Annotated in this window: 25 protein-coding genes; 19 read left to right on the forward strand and 6 right to left on the reverse strand. The window is 61.1% G+C overall.

The features are described 5' to 3' along the window. From G486_RS23670 to G486_RS0115815, 13 genes are all read left to right on the forward strand, one after another. The coding region (locus G486_RS23670; protein ID WP_084383521.1) for an EF-Tu C-terminal domain-related protein at nt 1–97 on the forward strand (97 nt) is incomplete at its 5' end. 24 nt (nt 98–121) lie between these two features. After that, nucleotides 122–433: a 30S ribosomal protein S10 gene (gene rpsJ / locus G486_RS0115760; RefSeq protein WP_005796953.1), complete on the forward strand. Its 312-nt coding sequence runs from the start codon at nt 122–124 to the stop codon at nt 431–433. Between the two features lie 204 nt (nt 434–637). Continuing rightward, a complete protein-coding gene (gene rplC, locus G486_RS0115765) occupies nt 638–1,312 on the forward strand; it encodes a 50S ribosomal protein L3 (protein ID WP_027016405.1) in 675 nt (224 codons plus the stop codon). Further along, nucleotides 1,312–1,932 (forward strand): 50S ribosomal protein L4, encoded by a 621-nt coding sequence (gene rplD, locus G486_RS0115770; RefSeq protein ID WP_027016406.1) that lies wholly within the window; start codon nt 1,312–1,314, stop codon nt 1,930–1,932. The genes rplC and rplD overlap by 1 nt, the downstream gene beginning before the upstream one ends. Beyond that, a complete protein-coding gene (gene rplW / locus G486_RS0115775; RefSeq protein WP_027016407.1) occupies nt 1,929–2,243 on the forward strand; it encodes a 50S ribosomal protein L23 in 315 nt (104 codons plus the stop codon). The genes rplD and rplW overlap by 4 nt, the downstream gene beginning before the upstream one ends. A gap of 2 nt (nt 2,244–2,245) precedes the next feature. Next, a complete protein-coding gene (rplB, locus tag G486_RS0115780) occupies nt 2,246–3,070 on the forward strand; it encodes a 50S ribosomal protein L2 (RefSeq protein ID WP_027016408.1) in 825 nt (274 codons plus the stop codon). A gap of 10 nt (nt 3,071–3,080) precedes the next feature. Then, nucleotides 3,081–3,356, forward strand: a complete 276-nt coding sequence (rpsS, locus tag G486_RS0115785; RefSeq protein WP_027016409.1) for a 30S ribosomal protein S19 — start codon at nt 3,081–3,083, stop codon at nt 3,354–3,356. A gap of 10 nt (nt 3,357–3,366) precedes the next feature. Next, nucleotides 3,367–3,699 carry a 50S ribosomal protein L22 gene (gene rplV / locus G486_RS0115790; protein WP_012202334.1) on the forward strand — a complete coding sequence of 111 codons (333 nt, stop codon included), beginning with the start codon at nt 3,367–3,369 and terminating at the stop codon, nt 3,697–3,699. Between the two features lie 16 nt (nt 3,700–3,715). Next, the gene (gene rpsC / locus G486_RS0115795) at nt 3,716–4,585 is read left to right on the forward strand and encodes a 30S ribosomal protein S3 (RefSeq protein WP_027016410.1); all 870 of its coding nucleotides are present in this window, start codon (nt 3,716–3,718) and stop codon (nt 4,583–4,585) included. 2 nt (nt 4,586–4,587) lie between these two features. Next, nucleotides 4,588–5,004: a 50S ribosomal protein L16 gene (gene rplP, locus G486_RS0115800; RefSeq protein ID WP_027016411.1), complete on the forward strand. Its 417-nt coding sequence runs from the start codon at nt 4,588–4,590 to the stop codon at nt 5,002–5,004. A gap of 11 nt (nt 5,005–5,015) precedes the next feature. Next, nucleotides 5,016–5,213 (forward strand): 50S ribosomal protein L29, encoded by a 198-nt coding sequence (gene rpmC / locus G486_RS0115805; RefSeq protein ID WP_027016412.1) that lies wholly within the window; start codon nt 5,016–5,018, stop codon nt 5,211–5,213. Between the two features lie 13 nt (nt 5,214–5,226). Next, complete coding sequence (rpsQ, locus tag G486_RS0115810; RefSeq protein WP_027016413.1) at nt 5,227–5,496, forward strand: 30S ribosomal protein S17; 270 nt, start codon at nt 5,227–5,229, stop codon at nt 5,494–5,496. Nucleotides 5,497–5,612: 116 nt separating this feature from the next. Further along, nucleotides 5,613–6,119: a peroxiredoxin gene (locus G486_RS0115815; RefSeq protein ID WP_027016414.1), complete on the forward strand. Its 507-nt coding sequence runs from the start codon at nt 5,613–5,615 to the stop codon at nt 6,117–6,119. Nucleotides 6,120–6,299: 180 nt separating this feature from the next. Here G486_RS0115815 and G486_RS0115820 read toward each other — a convergent pair whose 3' ends face one another. Both G486_RS0115820 and G486_RS0115825 read right to left on the reverse strand, forming a co-directional pair. After that, nucleotides 6,300–6,791, reverse strand: coding sequence for a GNAT family N-acetyltransferase (locus tag G486_RS0115820; RefSeq protein WP_027016415.1), 492 nt, complete (start codon nt 6,789–6,791; stop codon nt 6,300–6,302). Between the two features lie 56 nt (nt 6,792–6,847). After that, nucleotides 6,848–7,549, reverse strand: coding sequence for a cytochrome b/b6 domain-containing protein (locus G486_RS0115825; RefSeq protein WP_027016416.1), 702 nt, complete (start codon nt 7,547–7,549; stop codon nt 6,848–6,850). 241 nt (nt 7,550–7,790) lie between these two features. On the opposite strand from G486_RS0115825, the gene G486_RS0115830 reads away from it, so the two are divergent. After that, the gene (locus G486_RS0115830; protein ID WP_027016417.1) at nt 7,791–8,237 is read left to right on the forward strand and encodes a c-type cytochrome; all 447 of its coding nucleotides are present in this window, start codon (nt 7,791–7,793) and stop codon (nt 8,235–8,237) included. Nucleotides 8,238–8,403: 166 nt separating this feature from the next. On the opposite strand, the gene G486_RS22550 is transcribed toward G486_RS0115830, so the two are convergent. Continuing rightward, entirely contained in the window at nt 8,404–8,955 is a 552-nt protein-coding gene (locus G486_RS22550; protein WP_051303605.1) for a TlpA disulfide reductase family protein, read from the reverse strand. Nucleotides 8,956–9,047: 92 nt separating this feature from the next. Between G486_RS22550 and G486_RS0115840 the strand changes: the two genes are divergently transcribed. From G486_RS0115840 to ptsP, 4 genes are all read left to right on the forward strand, one after another. Continuing rightward, nucleotides 9,048–9,659: a hypothetical protein gene (locus G486_RS0115840; protein WP_084455353.1), complete on the forward strand. Its 612-nt coding sequence runs from the start codon at nt 9,048–9,050 to the stop codon at nt 9,657–9,659. A 77-nt stretch (nt 9,660–9,736) separates the two neighbouring features. After that, nucleotides 9,737–10,201 (forward strand): PTS sugar transporter subunit IIA, encoded by a 465-nt coding sequence (locus G486_RS0115845; protein ID WP_027016419.1) that lies wholly within the window; start codon nt 9,737–9,739, stop codon nt 10,199–10,201. After that, nucleotides 10,170–10,439 carry an HPr family phosphocarrier protein gene (locus G486_RS0115850; protein WP_027016420.1) on the forward strand — a complete coding sequence of 90 codons (270 nt, stop codon included), beginning with the start codon at nt 10,170–10,172 and terminating at the stop codon, nt 10,437–10,439. Before G486_RS0115845 ends, G486_RS0115850 begins: the two co-directional genes overlap by 32 nt. Nucleotides 10,440–10,497: 58 nt before the next feature. Further along, on the forward strand, nt 10,498–12,255 hold the full coding sequence (ptsP, locus tag G486_RS0115855) for a phosphoenolpyruvate--protein phosphotransferase (RefSeq protein ID WP_027016421.1): 1,758 nt from the start codon (nt 10,498–10,500) through the stop codon (nt 12,253–12,255). A 582-nt stretch (nt 12,256–12,837) separates the two neighbouring features. On the opposite strand, the gene lipA is transcribed toward ptsP, so the two are convergent. The 3 genes from lipA to G486_RS0115870 are packed head-to-tail and all read right to left on the reverse strand — an operon-like array spanning nt 12,838 to nt 14,853. Beyond that, complete coding sequence (gene lipA / locus G486_RS0115860) at nt 12,838–13,818, reverse strand: lipoyl synthase (protein ID WP_027016422.1); 981 nt, start codon at nt 13,816–13,818, stop codon at nt 12,838–12,840. 10 nt (nt 13,819–13,828) lie between these two features. Next, the gene (lipB, locus tag G486_RS0115865) at nt 13,829–14,521 is read right to left on the reverse strand and encodes a lipoyl(octanoyl) transferase LipB (RefSeq protein ID WP_027016423.1); all 693 of its coding nucleotides are present in this window, start codon (nt 14,519–14,521) and stop codon (nt 13,829–13,831) included. 23 nt (nt 14,522–14,544) lie between these two features. Next, nucleotides 14,545–14,853: a YbeD family protein gene (locus G486_RS0115870; protein ID WP_027016424.1), complete on the reverse strand. Its 309-nt coding sequence runs from the start codon at nt 14,851–14,853 to the stop codon at nt 14,545–14,547. Nucleotides 14,854–15,117: 264 nt separating this feature from the next. On the opposite strand from G486_RS0115870, the gene G486_RS0115875 reads away from it, so the two are divergent. Then, a complete protein-coding gene (locus tag G486_RS0115875; protein WP_027016425.1) occupies nt 15,118–15,600 on the forward strand; it encodes an ATP synthase subunit I in 483 nt (160 codons plus the stop codon). Nucleotides 15,601–15,609: the final 9 nt, after the last annotated feature.

Raw genomic sequence — 15,609 nt, forward strand, 5'->3', positions numbered from 1 at the left:
GATTGCCCCCATCGCCATGGAAGAAGGTCTGCGCTTCGCCATCCGCGAAGGTGGTCGCACCGTGGGCGCTGGCGTGGTTGCCAAGATCATTGCCTAATTCTTAGAAAACTAGGAATTAACAATGTCCAAGCAAAAAATCCGCATCCGCCTGAAGGCGTTCGACTACAAGCTGATCGACCAGTCGGCAGCTGAAATCGTGGATACCGCCAAGCGTACCGGTGCCATCGTCAAGGGTCCCGTGCCCCTGCCGACTCGCATGAAGCGCTTCGATATTCTGCGCTCGCCCCACGTCAACAAGACCAGTCGTGATCAGCTCGAAATCCGCACCCATCAGCGTCTGATGGACATCGTGGATCCGACCGACAAGACGGTTGACGCCCTGATGAAGCTGGATCTGCCGGCTGGCGTGGACGTCGAGATCAAACTGCAATAAGAGCTTTGGCAGGGTGTTAACACCCTGCATGAGATCTTCCTTCTAACGCGAACTTGCTTGAAAAAGCAGTTCGCGTTAGAATTTGGGGCTTCGCTTTTTTGGCGGAGTTTTATTAACCTTCTTTCGTGCGTTGAGGTCTTTGAGGCCGGGAGCGCAACGCTGAGCCAATTGCAGTTTCAGCGGCGAGAGTTTTGGAGCAAACAAATGAGTCTGAGCAACTCCCTGGGGTTGCTGGGTCGCAAGGTTGGCATGATGCGTTTGTTCACTGATGACGGGGACGCAGTGCCTGTTACGGTGGTCGATGTGTCGAACAACCGTGTGACTCAGGTCAAAACCCAAGACAACGATGGCTATGTGGCCTTGCAGGTCACATTCGGTGCACGCAAGGCTTCCCGCGTGACCAAGCCTGAAGCCGGCCACCTTGCCAAGGCAGGTGTGGAAGCCGGTGAAGTCACCCGCGAATTCCATGTGACGGAAGAAGTCGCCGGCAAGTATGCAGCAGGTGCTGCTCTGCCCGTGACCGAACTGTTCGCCGTGGGCCAGAAAGTGGACGTGCAGGGTACCTCCATCGGTAAGGGCTACGCTGGCACGATCAAGCGTCACAACTTCTCTTCGCAGCGTGCGTCTCACGGTAACAGCCGTTCGCACAACGTGCCTGGTTCGATCGGCATGGCCCAGGATCCCGGTCGCGTGTTCCCCGGCAAGAAGATGACTGGTCACATGGGCGACGAGACCGTGACTACCCAAAATCTCGACGTGGTTCGTATCGACGAAGCGCGTCAACTGCTCTTGATCAAGGGCGCTGTTCCTGGCTCCAAGGGTGGCTTTGTGACGGTGCGTCCCGCGATCAAGGCTAAAGCTTCCAAAGGAGCGAACTAATGCAGCTCGAACTCCTGAATGAACAAGGCCAGGCCGCATCCAAGCTGGATGTGCCCGAGACCGTTTTCGGCCGTGAGTACAACGAAGACCTGATCCATCAGATCGTGGTTGCCTTCCGTGCCAACGGCCGTCAAGGCACGCGCGCCCAGAAGGACCGCGAGCAAGTGCGTCACAGCACCGCCAAGCCTTTCAAGCAAAAGGGTACTGGTCGTGCACGTGCCGGTATGACCTCCTCGCCTCTGTGGCGTGGGGGCGGTCGCATCTTCCCGAACCTGCCTGAAGAGAACTTCACGCAGAAGATCAACAAGAAGATGTACCGCGCCGGTATGGCATCCATTCTGTCGCAGCTGGCCCGCGAAGGCCGTCTGGCCGTGGTGGAGTCGCTGAAGCTGGATACGCCCAAGACCAAGGTGCTGGCCGACAAGTTCAAGGCCATGAACCTGGAGTCCGTGATGGTCATCGCCGAAGAAGTCGACGAGAACCTGTTTCTGGCTTCCCGCAATCTGAAGAACGTGTTCGTGGTCGAGCCGCGCTATGCAGACCCCGTGTCGCTGGTGCACTACAAGAAAGTGCTGGTCACCAAGGGCGCGATCGACAAGCTCAAGGAGATGTTCGCATGAGCACGCTCAAGTTTGACGAAGGTCGTCTGATGCAGGTGTTGGTCGCTCCCATCGTGTCCGAAAAGGCCACCATGGTTGCCGAGAAGTCCAACGCTGTGACATTCAAGGTACTGCAGAACGCTACCAAGCCCGAGATCAAGGCCGCTGTGGAATTGATGTTCAAGGTTGAAGTGGCTGGCGTTTCCGTGGTGAATACCAAGGGCAAGACCAAGCGCTTTGGCAAGACCATTGGCCGCCGCGACAACGTGCGCAAGGCTTATGTGATGCTCAAGCCCGGTCAAGAGCTGAACCTGTCCGGGGAGGCTGCGTAATCATGGCTGTTATCAAGCTCAAACCTACGACCCCCGGCCAACGCGGCACGGTCAAGGTCACGCGTGACCATCTGCACAAGGGTGCAGGCTACGCCCCCCTGATGGAGCCCCAGTTCCAGAAGGCCGGTCGTAACAACAACGGTCACATCACCACCCGTCACAAGGGCGGTGGCCACAAGCACCACTATCGTGTGGTGGACTTCAAGCGCGCCAAGGACGGTATCCCCGCCAAGGTCGAGCGCATTGAGTACGATCCCAACCGTACGGCCCACATCGCTCTGGTGTGCTATGCCGACGGCGAGCGTCGCTACATCATTGCTCCTCGCAACCTGGAAGTGGGCGCCACCATCGTCAGCGGCTCCGAAGCTCCGATCCGTGTGGGCAACACCCTGCCGATCCGCAACATTCCCGTGGGCTCGACCATTCACTGCATCGAACTGAAGATCGGCGCTGGTGCGCAGATCGCCCGCTCGGCTGGCACCTCTGCCACCCTGCTGGCTCGCGAAGGCATCTACGCCCAGGTGCGTATGCGTTCGGGTGAAGTGCGCAAGGTGCACATCGAGTGCCGTGCCACCATCGGTGAAGTTGCCAACGAAGAGCACAGCCTGCGCCAACTGGGCAAGGCCGGTGTGAAGCGCTGGATGGGTATTCGCCCGACCGTTCGCGGCGTGGTGATGAACCCTGTCGATCACCCCCACGGTGGTGGTGAAGGCAAGACCGGTGAAGGCCGTCACGCTGTTGACCCATGGGGCAACCTGACGAAGGGCTACCGCACCCGTAACAACAAGCGCACACAAGGCATGATTGTGTCGCGTCGCAAGAAGTAAGGGGTAGCAAATGACTCGTTCTCTCAAAAAGGGTCCGTTTGTTGACCATCACTTGCTGGCCAAGGCCGAGAAGGCCGTTGCCGGCAAGGACAAGAAGCCTGTGAAGACCTGGTCGCGTCGCTCCATGGTTCTGCCCGAGTTCATCGGTCTGACCATTGCCGTGCACAACGGCAAGCAGCACGTGCCGGTCTACATCACCGACCAGATGGTGGGTCACAAGTTGGGCGAATTCGCACTGACTCGTACCTTCAAGGGTCACCCTGCGGACAAAAAAGCCAAGAAATAAGGAATAGAACATGTCTGAAACACGTGCTGTTCTCCGTGGCGTCCGCTTGTCGGTTGACAAGGGTCGCCTGGTCGCGGATCTGATCCGCGGCAAGAAAGTGGACCAAGCCCTGAACATCCTGACGTTCACGCAGAAAAAAGCTGCCGTGATCATCAAGAAGGTGCTGGAGTCCGCCATCGCCAACGCTGAGCACAACGACGGCGCCGACATCGACGAGCTGAAGGTCAAGACCATCTTCGTCGAGCAGGGCACCACGCTCAAGCGCTTTACCGCGCGCGCAAAAGGCCGCGGCAATCGCATCAGCAAGCCCACGTGCCACGTGTACGTGACGGTTGGCAACTGAAAGGCCTGGGAAGAATATGGGACAGAAAATCCATCCTACCGGCTTCCGCCTGGCTGTTAGCCGCAACTGGGCCAGCCGTTGGTACGCAAGCAACCGTGACTTCGCCGGCATGCTGGCTGAAGACATCAAGGTGCGCGAGTACCTGAAGGCCAAGCTGAAGAATGCCGCCGTTTCGCGCGTGCTCATCGAGCGCCCCGCCAAGAACGCCCGCATCACCATTTTCTCGGCTCGTCCGGGCGTGGTGATCGGCAAGAAGGGCGAAGACATCGAGGCCCTGAAGAAGGAACTCGCTACCCGTCTGGGCGTGCCGGTTGCAGTGAACATCGAAGAAGTGCGCAAGCCCGAAATCGATGCCAAGCTGATTGCCGACTCGATCACGCAGCAGCTGGAAAAGCGCATCATGTTCCGCCGCGCCATGAAGCGTGCGATGCAAAACGCCATGCGTCTGGGTGCCCAAGGCATCAAGATCATGTCGTCGGGCCGTTTGAACGGCATTGAAATTGCTCGTACCGAGTGGTATCGCGAAGGCCGTGTGCCACTGCATACGCTGCGCGCCGACATCGACTATGGCTTCTCTGAAGCCAAGACCACGTACGGCATCATCGGCGTGAAGGTCTGGGTCTACAAGGGTGACACCCTGGGCCGCAATGACCTGCCCGCCGTGGAAACGCCCCGTCCTGACGACGAGCGTCGTCCTCGCGGTCCTCGCCGCGATGGCCGCCGTGATGGTCGCGATGGTGCAGGCCGTGGTGGCCGCCGCCCCGCTGGTACCAACGCTGCTCCTGCTGATGGCAGCGACAAGCCTGCAGGCGCTGGTGCTGATTCCGTTAAGCGCGTTCGCAAGACTGACGCGCCCGCTACAGCAGCGGACGGTAAAGGAGAATAAACATGCTGCAACCTGCTCGCCGCAAATACCGCAAGGAGCAAAAGGGCCGCAACACTGGTATCGCAACGCGTGGTAATGCCGTTGCTTTCGGTGATTTCGGTCTGAAGTCCACTGATCGTGGTCGCCTGACGGCACGTCAGATCGAAGCGGCTCGCCGCGCGATCTCGCGTCACGTCAAGCGTGGCGGTCGCATCTGGATCCGCGTGTTCCCGGACAAGCCCATTTCCACCAAGCCCGCAGAAGTGCGTATGGGTAACGGCAAGGGCAACCCCGAGTACTACGTGGCCGAAATCCAGCCCGGCAAGATCATCTACGAAATCGTGGGTGTTCCTGAAGAGCTGGCTCGTGAAGCGTTCCGTCTGGCTGCAGCCAAGCTGCCGCTGCGCACGACCTTCGTGTCCCGTCAAATTGGCGCCTGAGGAGAATCAACATGACCAAAGCTGCTGAACTCCGCCAAAAAGACGTGGCCGCGCTGGAAGCCGAAGTGAAGTCCTTGCAAAAGGCTCATTTCGGTCTGCGCATGCAAAAGGCTACGCAACAGCTGGGCAATACCAACACGCTGCGCACCACGCGCCGTGACATTGCCCGTGCCAAGACCATTCTTGCTGAAAAGCAAGCCGCCAAGTAATCAGGAAGCCGACATGACGGAAGCTAAAAAATCCCTCAAGCGCACCTTGATTGGCAAGGTGGTCAGCGACAAGCGTGCCAAGACCGTGACCGTTCTCGTTGAGCGTCGCGTCAAGCACCCCATCTACGACAAGATCATGATCAAGTCCAGCAAGTACCACGCTCACGACGAGCAAGGTGAGTACAAGATGGGCGACACCATCGAGATCACGGAGAGCCGTCCGCTGTCCAAGACCAAGAACTGGGTTGCGACCCGCTTGGTGCAAAAGGCCGGCCTGGTGTAAGCCCAGCTAGGCTCACCGGCTGCAAGCCTCTCAAAAACGACCCACAATGTGGGTCGTTTTTGTTTTTGGGGCTGCCATGTCGGCGGTCTCTGTTTGGCAACACAAAGGAGATGCAAATGATCAAAGTCGGCGACGCTCTGCCCGCAGTCACGCTCATGGAATACGTGGAAGTCGAAGGCAATGGCTGCAGCCTGGGCCCGAATCCCGTGAAGCTGCCCGAAGCCGCTGCAGGCAAGACGATTGCGCTGTTTGCGGTGCCCGGTGCGTTCACTCCTACCTGCTCGGCGCAGCACGTGCCTGGCTATGTGGAGCAGGCCGAGGCCCTGAAGGCTGCGGGTGTGGACGAGATCTGGTGCCTGTCGGTCAACGATGCCTTTGTCATGGGTGCCTGGGCGCGTGATCAGAAAACCGCAGGCAAGGTGCGCATGCTGGCCGACGGCGATGCCGCCTTTGCCAAGGCCACGGGCCTGACGCTGGACCTCAATGGCAAGGGCCTGGGTCTGCGCAGCAACCGCTACTCCATGCTGCTCAAGGACGGCAAGGTGGCTACGCTGAATATCGAGGGCCCGGGCAAGTTCGAGGTCAGCGACGCCGCAACCCTGCTGGGCCAGGCCAAGGCTTGAGCGCCGGGTTTGGGGAAGCCGGCTAGCCGGCTTCCCGTCATGAAAAAGCATTGCGCCGCCACAGGTGCAATGCTTTTTTTGTGGGCGGTACTGCTTGAACGCAAAAGGCGTGCGCAGCGCTTAAAACTGGCGTGGCCCAAGTCGGGGCCGCCCCTGCCGGCTTAGATCGTGAACACGCTCTTAGGTGATCTCCACCTTGAGATAGTGCGCGCCCGCAATCGGGTTGTAGTAGTAGGGCGGAATTTCCTCGAAGCCCAGGTCGGTGTAGAGCGCGCGCGCCGACTCCATGTCGTCCAGTGTGTCGAGCAGCACATGGGCATAGCCTGCGCGGCGTGCATAGTCCAGCGTGGCCTCCACGAGCTGTCGGCCCAGGCCGAAGCCGCGAAAGGCCTTGCGCACGAACAGGCGCTTCATTTCGGCCGCGTTCGGGTAGTCGCAGTTGTCCAGAGGCCGCAGCGCACAGCAGCCGGCCACGGCATCATCGACCTTGGCCAGCAGGATCTGACCACGCGGTGCGGCGTAATCGCCGGGAAGCTCGGCGAGCTCGGCGCTGAAATCTTGAAATTGCAGATCAATGTTCAGACTGTCCGAATACTCCTGGAAAAGCTGGCGCACTTCGTGCATTTCTTCGCTTTGGGAGGGGGACAGCATGGCCACGGCAGGTTTGTCCACGGGCGCGATGCAAGAGCTGGAAAAACTGCAGTTTAGCGGCTCGGCCGAATGTGGGTTCAAAATGCCCCGCCCAATTGCTGGATCCACCACGCAGCGGCGCCCGAGACCAGGGCCAGCACCAGGGCCAGAAGCCGGGTCCTGGCATCGTCGCGCGAGGCCGGCTGCGCCTGCTGCAGTTGCTTGTCGCCCGTGATCATGGCTGCGACCAGGCGCTTGCCGCGCAGCGCGTAGACCACCAGGGCCAGCAAGTGCAGGCCGACCAGCGTGTAGAGCAGGTACTGGCCCCAGGACGCGTGGTAGGAAGTGGCCTGGGCCACGCTGTCGCCGGAGACGAAGCGTGTCAGCGGTCCGCTGAAGGCGATCTCGTCATCGCTGAGCAGGCCGCTGACGACCTGGGCCAGGAGCACGGCCAGCATGGCAAAGACGGACAGGGCTCCCAGCGGGTTGTGGCCGGCATCGTCGCTGCTGCGGGTCTGGCCGCGCAGATAGCGCAGCATGGCCGCTGGCGAGTGCAGAAAGCTGGCAAAGCGCGACCAGCGGCCGCCGACCAGGCCCCATAGCAGGCGAAAGATCAGCAGCGCCAGGACCAGATGTCCCAGCTGCAAGTGCCAGTTCATGGCATTGCCGCCCATCTTGGCGGTCACGACCAGGGCGATGACGCTGGCGGCCAGCAGCCAGTGGAACAGCCGGGTAGGCAGGTCCCAGATGCGCACGCAGTGGGGCTGGCTGTGGGGCGATGTGATTTTGGTGTCGGCCATAAATTCAATTTTGCTAGCAGGAAGTCCGGATCTGCTGTGCCTGACAGCGCATCAGCAGCATGTGGCGCCATTGTCGGCTGCAGGATCCGGCAAGATGAAGTGAATACTCAGCCAAGTTAGTCAGCCAAGCAAGCGCCCAGGTCAAGGACTGCCATACTTTGCTCGCCACAGGCGGCAGGTTTGCTGCTGCTGTGCTGATTCGGTATCACCATCCGAGAGAAACATAGAAAGGAAGTTCGCGATGAAAATAATTGGAGCATTGGCTCTGGCCGCTATGGCCGCCACGGTTTCGCTGCCGGCCTCGGCCCAGTTTGCCAAGGCCGAGGACGCCATCAAATACCGTCAAGGCGCCTTGACGGTGCTGGGCTCGCACTTCGGCCGAGTGGGTGCCATGGCCAATGGCAAGGCGGCCTTTGATGCCAAGTCCGCTCAGGAGAGCGCGGAAATCGTGGCCTTCATGGCCAAGCTGCCCTGGGCTGCATTTGCAGCGGGCACCGAGGGCGGCAAGGCCAAGCCCGAGATCTGGAAGGAGCAGGCCAAGTTCCAGGATCTGGCCAAGAAGAGCGAGGAGGCAACCGCCAAGCTGGCCGAGGCATCCAAGAGCGGCAACCTGGACCAGATCAAGGCCGCTTTCGGCCCTGCGGCAAATAGCTGCAAGAGCTGCCACGACGCCTTCAGGAATCGCTGAGCCCCTCTCTGAAGAGAGCTGAGCCCCGGGCCGGAGTCCGCCGCATGCGCGAGCATGAACGGCATGCGCCCATGAACGAAAACCGGCGTTCGCGCCGGTTTTTCTTTTAATTTGATAGCTGCCAGCGCTTGTCCTGTCTCATATTTGAGATGTTTCCCATTGAAATTCAATGGTGGCAAGCGCTGGCAGCTATTCTTTTTACATCAGGCGTTGGCGGGCGCTCGGCGAGCAGCTTTTCTATGAGCCTGTGCAGCTCGGCGAAGTCGGGTGCGCCCACATAGCTCTTCACGATCTGGCCGCGCTTGTTGACGATGTAGGTCGTGGGTGTGAGCTGCACATCGCCCCAGGCCTTGGCAACGGCGCCGGTATTGTCCAGCGCCACCTTGAATGGCAACTGGCGCGATTGGGCGAAGTTCACCACATAGCTGGGCGGGTCGTAGCTCATGGCCACGGCCAGGGTGTCGAAGCCGCGATCCTTGTACTTGTTGTAGGTGGCCACGATATCGGGCATCTCCGCCACGCAGGTGGTGCAGCTGGTGGCCCAGAAGTTGATCAGCACGACCTGGCCCTTGAGGTCGGCCGTGGTCTGGCGGCTGCCGTCGAGCAGCACAAAACTCGACTCGGGTGCCGGGGACTGTCCCGCGCCGGAGTAAATCAATGCGCCCAGGCCGGCGGCTGCGGCGATCACGATGCCTGCTATCCATTGTTTGCTTGCCATGGGGTGGATTGTGCCCAAAGCCCGGACAGACTTTTGAGCCCGGCATGCAGGACTCAGGGGGTATCTGCACTCCGGCTGGAGATAATGCACGGATGAGAGGCAAGCAAACGATCTGGCGGCCGCACAAAGCGGCCAGGCGCATGGCGGGCTGGCTGCTGGTGGCGGGCTTGTTGACGGCCTGCAGCCCCAGACTCAATTGGCGTGAAGTACCCGCAGCAGGGGCGCCACTCAAATTTTTGCTGCCTTGCGATCCCCTGAGCGCACAACGCCAGCTGGAGCTGGCCCAGGGGCTGGACCTCGGGCCGGTGCGCATGAGCATGACGGGCTGTGATGCCGACTACGCGACCTTTGCGCTCTCCCACTTTCTGCTGCCGCAGCGTGAGCGTGCCGGCGAAGTGCTTGCAGCCTGGCAGGCCGTGGTCATGGGGCAGCTTGGGCAAGCTGGCCCGGCCGAGTCCGGGCTCCAGCGCTTGCAGCTCAAGGGAGATGGTCCGTTTCTGCCCAAGGGGGCGCTGAACCTGCCCCAGTCCTTGCGCCTGAGCTTTGAAGGCGTGGGGCCGCAGGGCTGGAAACTCACGGCGCATGCGGTCTGGTTTGCGCAGATGGAGACTGATGGTGTGCGCCTCTACCATGCGGTGATTTATGGCGACAAGCCGCGTGCGGCGGCAGCCAGTACTTTTTTTGAAGGCCTGCAGCTGCAATGAGTCGGGCCTGATGTGCCCAAGACCCGCTGTGGGTGTGCCGGGCCGGGCCATAATCGGCACAGAATCCGTAAGACTTCATGATCACGCGCCTTCTTTTGATCACCCATGCCCCGCTGGCCCATGCATTGCGCGAATGTGCCCTGCATGTGTTTGCCGACAGTGCTCGCGATGTGCTGGCCCTGGATGTCCCGCCCGACGAAGCCCCAGAGCTGACGCTGGAGCGCGCGCTCCAGCTGCTGCAGGGCCAGGGCGGACTGGACGGAGACATGCCCACGCTGGTGCTTTCGGACCTGTTCGGCGCCACGCCTTGCAATGTGGCCCAGCGTCTGGTGACCCGGTTGCCCCAGGCCCGGCTGGTGACGGGTGTGAACCTGCCCATGCTGTTGCGCGCCATAGGCTATCGCCATGAAAGCCTCACGGCCGTGGCCGAGCGAGCGGTGACCGGCGGTGGGCAGGCGATCATGCAAGTGGGCGTGAACGCGCCCCAAAACCAGAGTCCACGACCATCTCATGATCAAGACACCCATCACCATCATCAATAAACTGGGTCTGCATGCCCGCGCTTCGGCCAAGCTCACCAAGCTGGCCGGCAGCTTTCCATGCGAAGTCTGGATGAGCCGGGGCGAGAGGCGCATCAATGCCAAGAGCATCATGGGTGTGATGATGCTTGCTGCGGGAATGGGCGCCGAGGTCGTGCTGGAAACCGATGGGCCCGAGGAGCAGGCGGCCATGGACGCCCTGGTGGCCCTGATCAACGACAAATTCGGCGAAGGCCAGTAATGCGTGGGGCGCTCCGCTCGGGCGCCGACTGCAGAGGCACAAACAAAGGACTGGCGCAATGACATTTGCAATCCAGGGGCTGGCAGTATCGCGGGACATCGCCATAGGACGTGCGGTGGTGCTGGCATCAAGCCGTGTCGAGGCCGTGCACTACTTCATACGGCCCGAGCAGATCGACGCCGAGATCGAGCGTGCGCGCAAGTCGCGCAATGCCGTGGTCGACGAACTGCGCCGCTTGCAGGAGGTCATGCCCAAGGATGCGCCAGGCGAGCTCGATGCCTTGCTGGACGTGCACCTCATGCTGCTGCAGGACGTGGCCCTGGCCCAGGCCGTCAAGCACTGGATCTCTGAGCGTCTGTACAACGCCGAATGGGCTCTGTCCACGCAACTCGAAGTCATCTCGCGCCAGTTCGACGAGATGGAGGACGAGTATCTGCGCGAGCGCAAGGCTGATCTGGAACAAGTGGTGGAGCGCATTTTGCGTCACATGAAGGGCATGGCCTCTCCTGTGGCTGCTCCCCTGCCGCCGGCGCCACCGGGCGCGCAGCGCGAGCTGCTGGCCGATGGCGGGGCCGAGGAGTCGCTGGTGCTCGTGGCCCAGGACCTGTCACCTGCAGACATGCTGCAGTTCAAGAGCCGCCTGTTTGCCGGCTTTGTCACGGCCGTGGGTGGACGTACATCGCATACGGCCATCGTGGCGCGCAGCATGGACATACCGGCTGTGGTCGGAGCGCGTGCCGCCGGTCAGCTCATCCGCCAGGACGACTGGGTGATCATCGACGGCGATGCGGGCGTGGTCATCATCGACCCCTCGCCCATCATCCTGGCCGAGTACAGCTTCCGGCAGCGGCAAAACCAGCTCGAGCGCGAGCGCCTCGGGCGCCTGCGCCACACGCCTTCCCTGACCCTGGATGGCGAGCGCGTGGATCTTCTGGCGAACATAGAACAGCCTGGCGACGGTGCGGCGGCCCTGCATGCCGGGGCTGTGGGGGTAGGGCTGTTTCGTACGGAGTTCCTGTTCATGGGGCGTGGCGGCAGTCTTCCCGGCGAAGAGGAGCAGTACCGCGCCTATCGCGAGGCCGTGGATGCCATGCATGGCATGCCTGTGACCATTCGCACGCTGGATGTCGGGGCCGACAAGCCGCTGGACAAGGCCTCGGCCAAGGACTACTTTCTCAACCCGGCCCTGGGCCTGCGTGCCATACGCTGGAGCCTGGCCGATCCAGCCATGTTCCGCACCCAGCTGCGCGCCATTCTGCGCGCGGCGGCCCATGGGCAGATACGGCTCATGTTTCCCATGCTGGCCCATCAAAGCGAGATAGAGCAGACCCTGGCCCAGGTGCGGCTGGCCCAGGCCGAGCTCGATGCGCGCGGCACGGCCTATGGGGCGGTACAGCTCGGGGCCATGATCGAGGTGCCGGCAGCAGCGCTCATGGTGCGCACCTTTCTGCGCTACTTCGACTTTCTCTCCATCGGCACCAACGACTTGATCCAGTACACCCTGGCCATAGACCGTGCCGACGAGGCCGTGGCGCATTTGTACGACCCGCTGCACCCGGCCGTGCTGCGCCTGGTGGCCGATGTGATTGCCCAGTGCCGGGCTCAGGGCAAGAGCATCAGTGTCTGCGGGGAGGTTGCTGGCGATGTCAGCATGACCCGGCTGTTGCTGGGCCTGGGACTGCGCCGCTTTTCCATGCATCCGGCGCAAATCCTGGCCGTGAAGCAGGAGGTCTTGCGCGCCGATACGCGACGCCTTGCCGACTGGGCTCAGCAGGTGGTCAACTCGGACTGTCCTGCTCAGCTGTTGTCGAATTGAGCACGCAAAAATCAAAGACCTAGATAACTCTAGGGCTTTGATTGAGATTGATTCTCATTCGATGTTATGATCAACCCATCGTACAGCACAAGGCAATCTTGCTGACCTGCTGCACCAAGGTTTCATCGTGGGGCAACTTCTCAGGTCTGTTCGGCCTGATGGTTGTTTTTGCCAGCCAGCGGTTTGCCGGTTAGCCAGGCTTTTTTTGCGATGGCCCGTTTTTTGAATGGCTTGCAATCCTGTGGGAGGGTTGCTGGGGCCAGAGCATACACCAAGCTTTGTCAGCGTCTGCTGAACAAGGCTTTTTTTCGTTGGGCAGGCCAGGTTTTTGGGAATCTGTTTGATGCAGCGCAGCGGCTCGCGCATGGTCTGGTGGTGCAGGGCCGCTTTGTTGTACAGGAACTCCCATGCATGAGTCCAGTCGTTTCCAGCCGGAAGAGTGGGCGTCCAGGCTGGGCGATTTCGATATGAAAATTGCGCGCAAGGCGCTGATCTGCAAGCTGCCCTTGCTCAGCCCGGGCCGCATTCTGCGTGCGGGGCAGAGCGCCATGCGCCTTCGCCTAAGGGTGGCGCATGGGGGTGTCACACGCCGGCGGCGTGGGCCTGCTGGTCGGCGTGATAGCTGGAGCGCACCATGGCACCCACGGCGGCGTGGCTGAAGCCCATCTTGTAAGCCTCCTGCTCGAACATCTTGAAGGTGTCGGGGTGCACATAGCGGCGCACAGGCAGATGGCTGTTGGTGGGCGACAGGTACTGACCAATGGTCAGCATGTCGATGTCGTGGGCGCGCATGTCGCGCATCACCTGCAGGATTTCCTCGTCGGTCTCGCCAAGGCCGACCATGAGACCGCTCTTGGTCGGCACGCTCGGGTGCAAGGCCTTGAACTTCTTCAGCAGGTTCAGTGAGAACTGGTAGTCCGAGCCGGGGCGCGCCTCTTTGTAGAGGCGGGGCGCAGTTTCCAGGTTGTGGTTCATCACATCGGGCGGCGCGGCCTTGAGGATTTCCAGGGCGCGGTCATCACGGCCGCGGAAGTCCGGCACCAGGATTTCGATCTGGGTCAGTGGCGAGAGCGCGCGGATGTTCTTGATGCACTCCACAAAATGGCCCGAACCACCGTCGCGCAGGTCGTCGCGGTCCACGCTGGTGATGACCACGTATTTGAGCCTGAGCTGGGCAATGGTCCTGGCCAGATTCATGGGCTCGTCCTGATCCAGCGGATCGGGGCGGCCATGGCCTACGTCGCAGAAGGGGCAGCGGCGCGTACACTTGTCGCCCATGATCATGAAGGTGGCCGTGCCCTTGCCAAAGCATTCGCCAATATTCGGGCAACTGGCTTCTTCGCAGACGGTGTGCAGCTTGTTGCTGCGCAGAATGTCCTTGATCTCGTAGAAGCGCGTGCTCGGGCTGCCGGCCTTGACGCGAATCCAGTCGGGCTTTTTGAGCACTTCGCCATGCTCGACCTTGATGGGAATGCGGGACAGCTTGGCTCCGGCCTTTTGTTTGGCCAGCGGGTTGTACTCGGCTTGGGACTGCGCTTCGCGCACAACGGGGTTGGTGCTCATGGCTAGGGTGTCAGGGAGCGAGGCGTCGCTGCAGTTGGCGGCCCAGCACGTGGGCTACCTCGCTCCAGTTGGTCTGGACTCCGATTGTAGAAAGATCCACCGTTGCAAGACCCGCGTAACCGCAAGGGTTGATGCGGGCATAGGGTTCTAGGTCCATGGCGACGTTCAATGCCAGACCGTGGTATGTGCAGTGACGACTGACCTTGATGCCCAGGGCCGCAATCTTGCCCAGACCTGTGAAGTCGGGCTCGGGCGCGGGCGAGCCCGGCGCGCGCTGCTGGGGGCGCTGTGCAAGCATGGCGTGGCTGAACGGATCGTCCAGTCGCACATAAATGCCGGGCGCGCCGGCCACGCGGTGGCCGGTGACGCCGAAGTGAGCCAGTGTCTGTATGGCTGCTTCCTCCAGCCGGTACACATATTCCTTGACGAAATAGCCGAGGCGCTGCAGGTCCAGCAAGGGGTAGGCGACGACCTGGCCCGGGCCATGGTATGTGACCTGGCCGCCGCGGTTGGTTGCCACCACGGGAATGTCGCCTGGAGCCAGAAGGTGAGTGCTTTTGCCCGCCAGCCCTTGTGTGTAGTGCGGAGAATGCTCACAAATCCAGAGCTCATCACGCGTTCCCGGGTCTCGCTGCTGGGTGAAGGCCTGCATGGCCTGCACGGCGGCGGTGTAGTCAGTGGCGCCCAGCAGGCGCAGGTCCAGATGGGTGGGTGCCTGGGGCGTGCTCACAGCACGACTTTCACCAGTGGATGTGCGGTGAAGGCCTGGTAGAGATCGTCGAGCTGGGCGCGGCTGGTTGCCGTGACCGTGAGAGTCACGCCCAGGTATTTGCCGCTGCTGCTGGGGCGCAGCTCCAGCGTGGAAGCATCGAATGCCGGGTCGAAGCGCCTGGCGATTTCGGTCAGCTCGTGTACCAGGTGCTCGGCCTTGATGCCCATGACCTTGATGGGAAATTGCGATGGGTACTCGATCAGCGAGTCCTTGCGCGGATCGGCTTCAGGAGCCGGATTCGCCGTAGGAAGTGAGTCGTTCATGGGTGTATACGGGTGATTCGCTTGTCGTGGACGGTGATTGTGCGCTATCGTTCGCGGCCTTGACGTCAATGGTGGCAAGGCCTGAAAGCGCAAAATGCCTGCACTTTCGGATTTAACTGTTGGCTGATTGCGACAGTGTTTTGTTACACCTTACGAGTGGGTCCGTCCATATACAGGCTATCCCTAGCCCTCGTCAGGGGTTTTTACTTATAATCAGAGGCTTTGTGAAAAAGTCTTGTCTTGGCTCTAGGCGATGAAAAATCAATGAAAAACAGCCTGACTGAGACAGAGCTTGATGAAGGACTTGAGGGCGATGACGCCGACTTCAAGCCCTTGACCGCAGAAGAGGCCCGGGATTGGCGCTTGCGCAACCCCCAGGTTTCGGTCTGGCGCATCGTGTTGGTGCAGGCGGTCATGGGTGTGCTGGTTGCGCTGGTGGCGTGGCTGGTGACGGGAAGAGGTGTCGCTGCCTGGTCCGCCGCTTATGGCGGCTTGTCGGTGGTGTTGCCGGCAGCGCTGTTTGCGCGGGCTGTGGTTCGCCAGAGGCCGGGAGGGGCCGGGGCTGCCATGGTGGGAATTTTTGGCTGGGAGTTGGTGAAGCTGGTGCTGTGCATTGCCATGCTGGCTGCTGCACCCAAGCTGATTCCAGGCCTGAGCTGGCTGGCCTTGTTGGCCGGTCTGGTAGTCGTGATGAAAACGTATTGGGTCGCGCTGCTGGCGCAGCCCAATGTCCGAAAAACCGATTGATATTTTTTG

Origin of the sequence: Comamonas composti DSM 21721, from assembly GCF_000429845.1 — a bacterium.
Lineage (GTDB): Bacteria > Pseudomonadota > Gammaproteobacteria > Burkholderiales > Burkholderiaceae_C > Comamonas > Comamonas composti.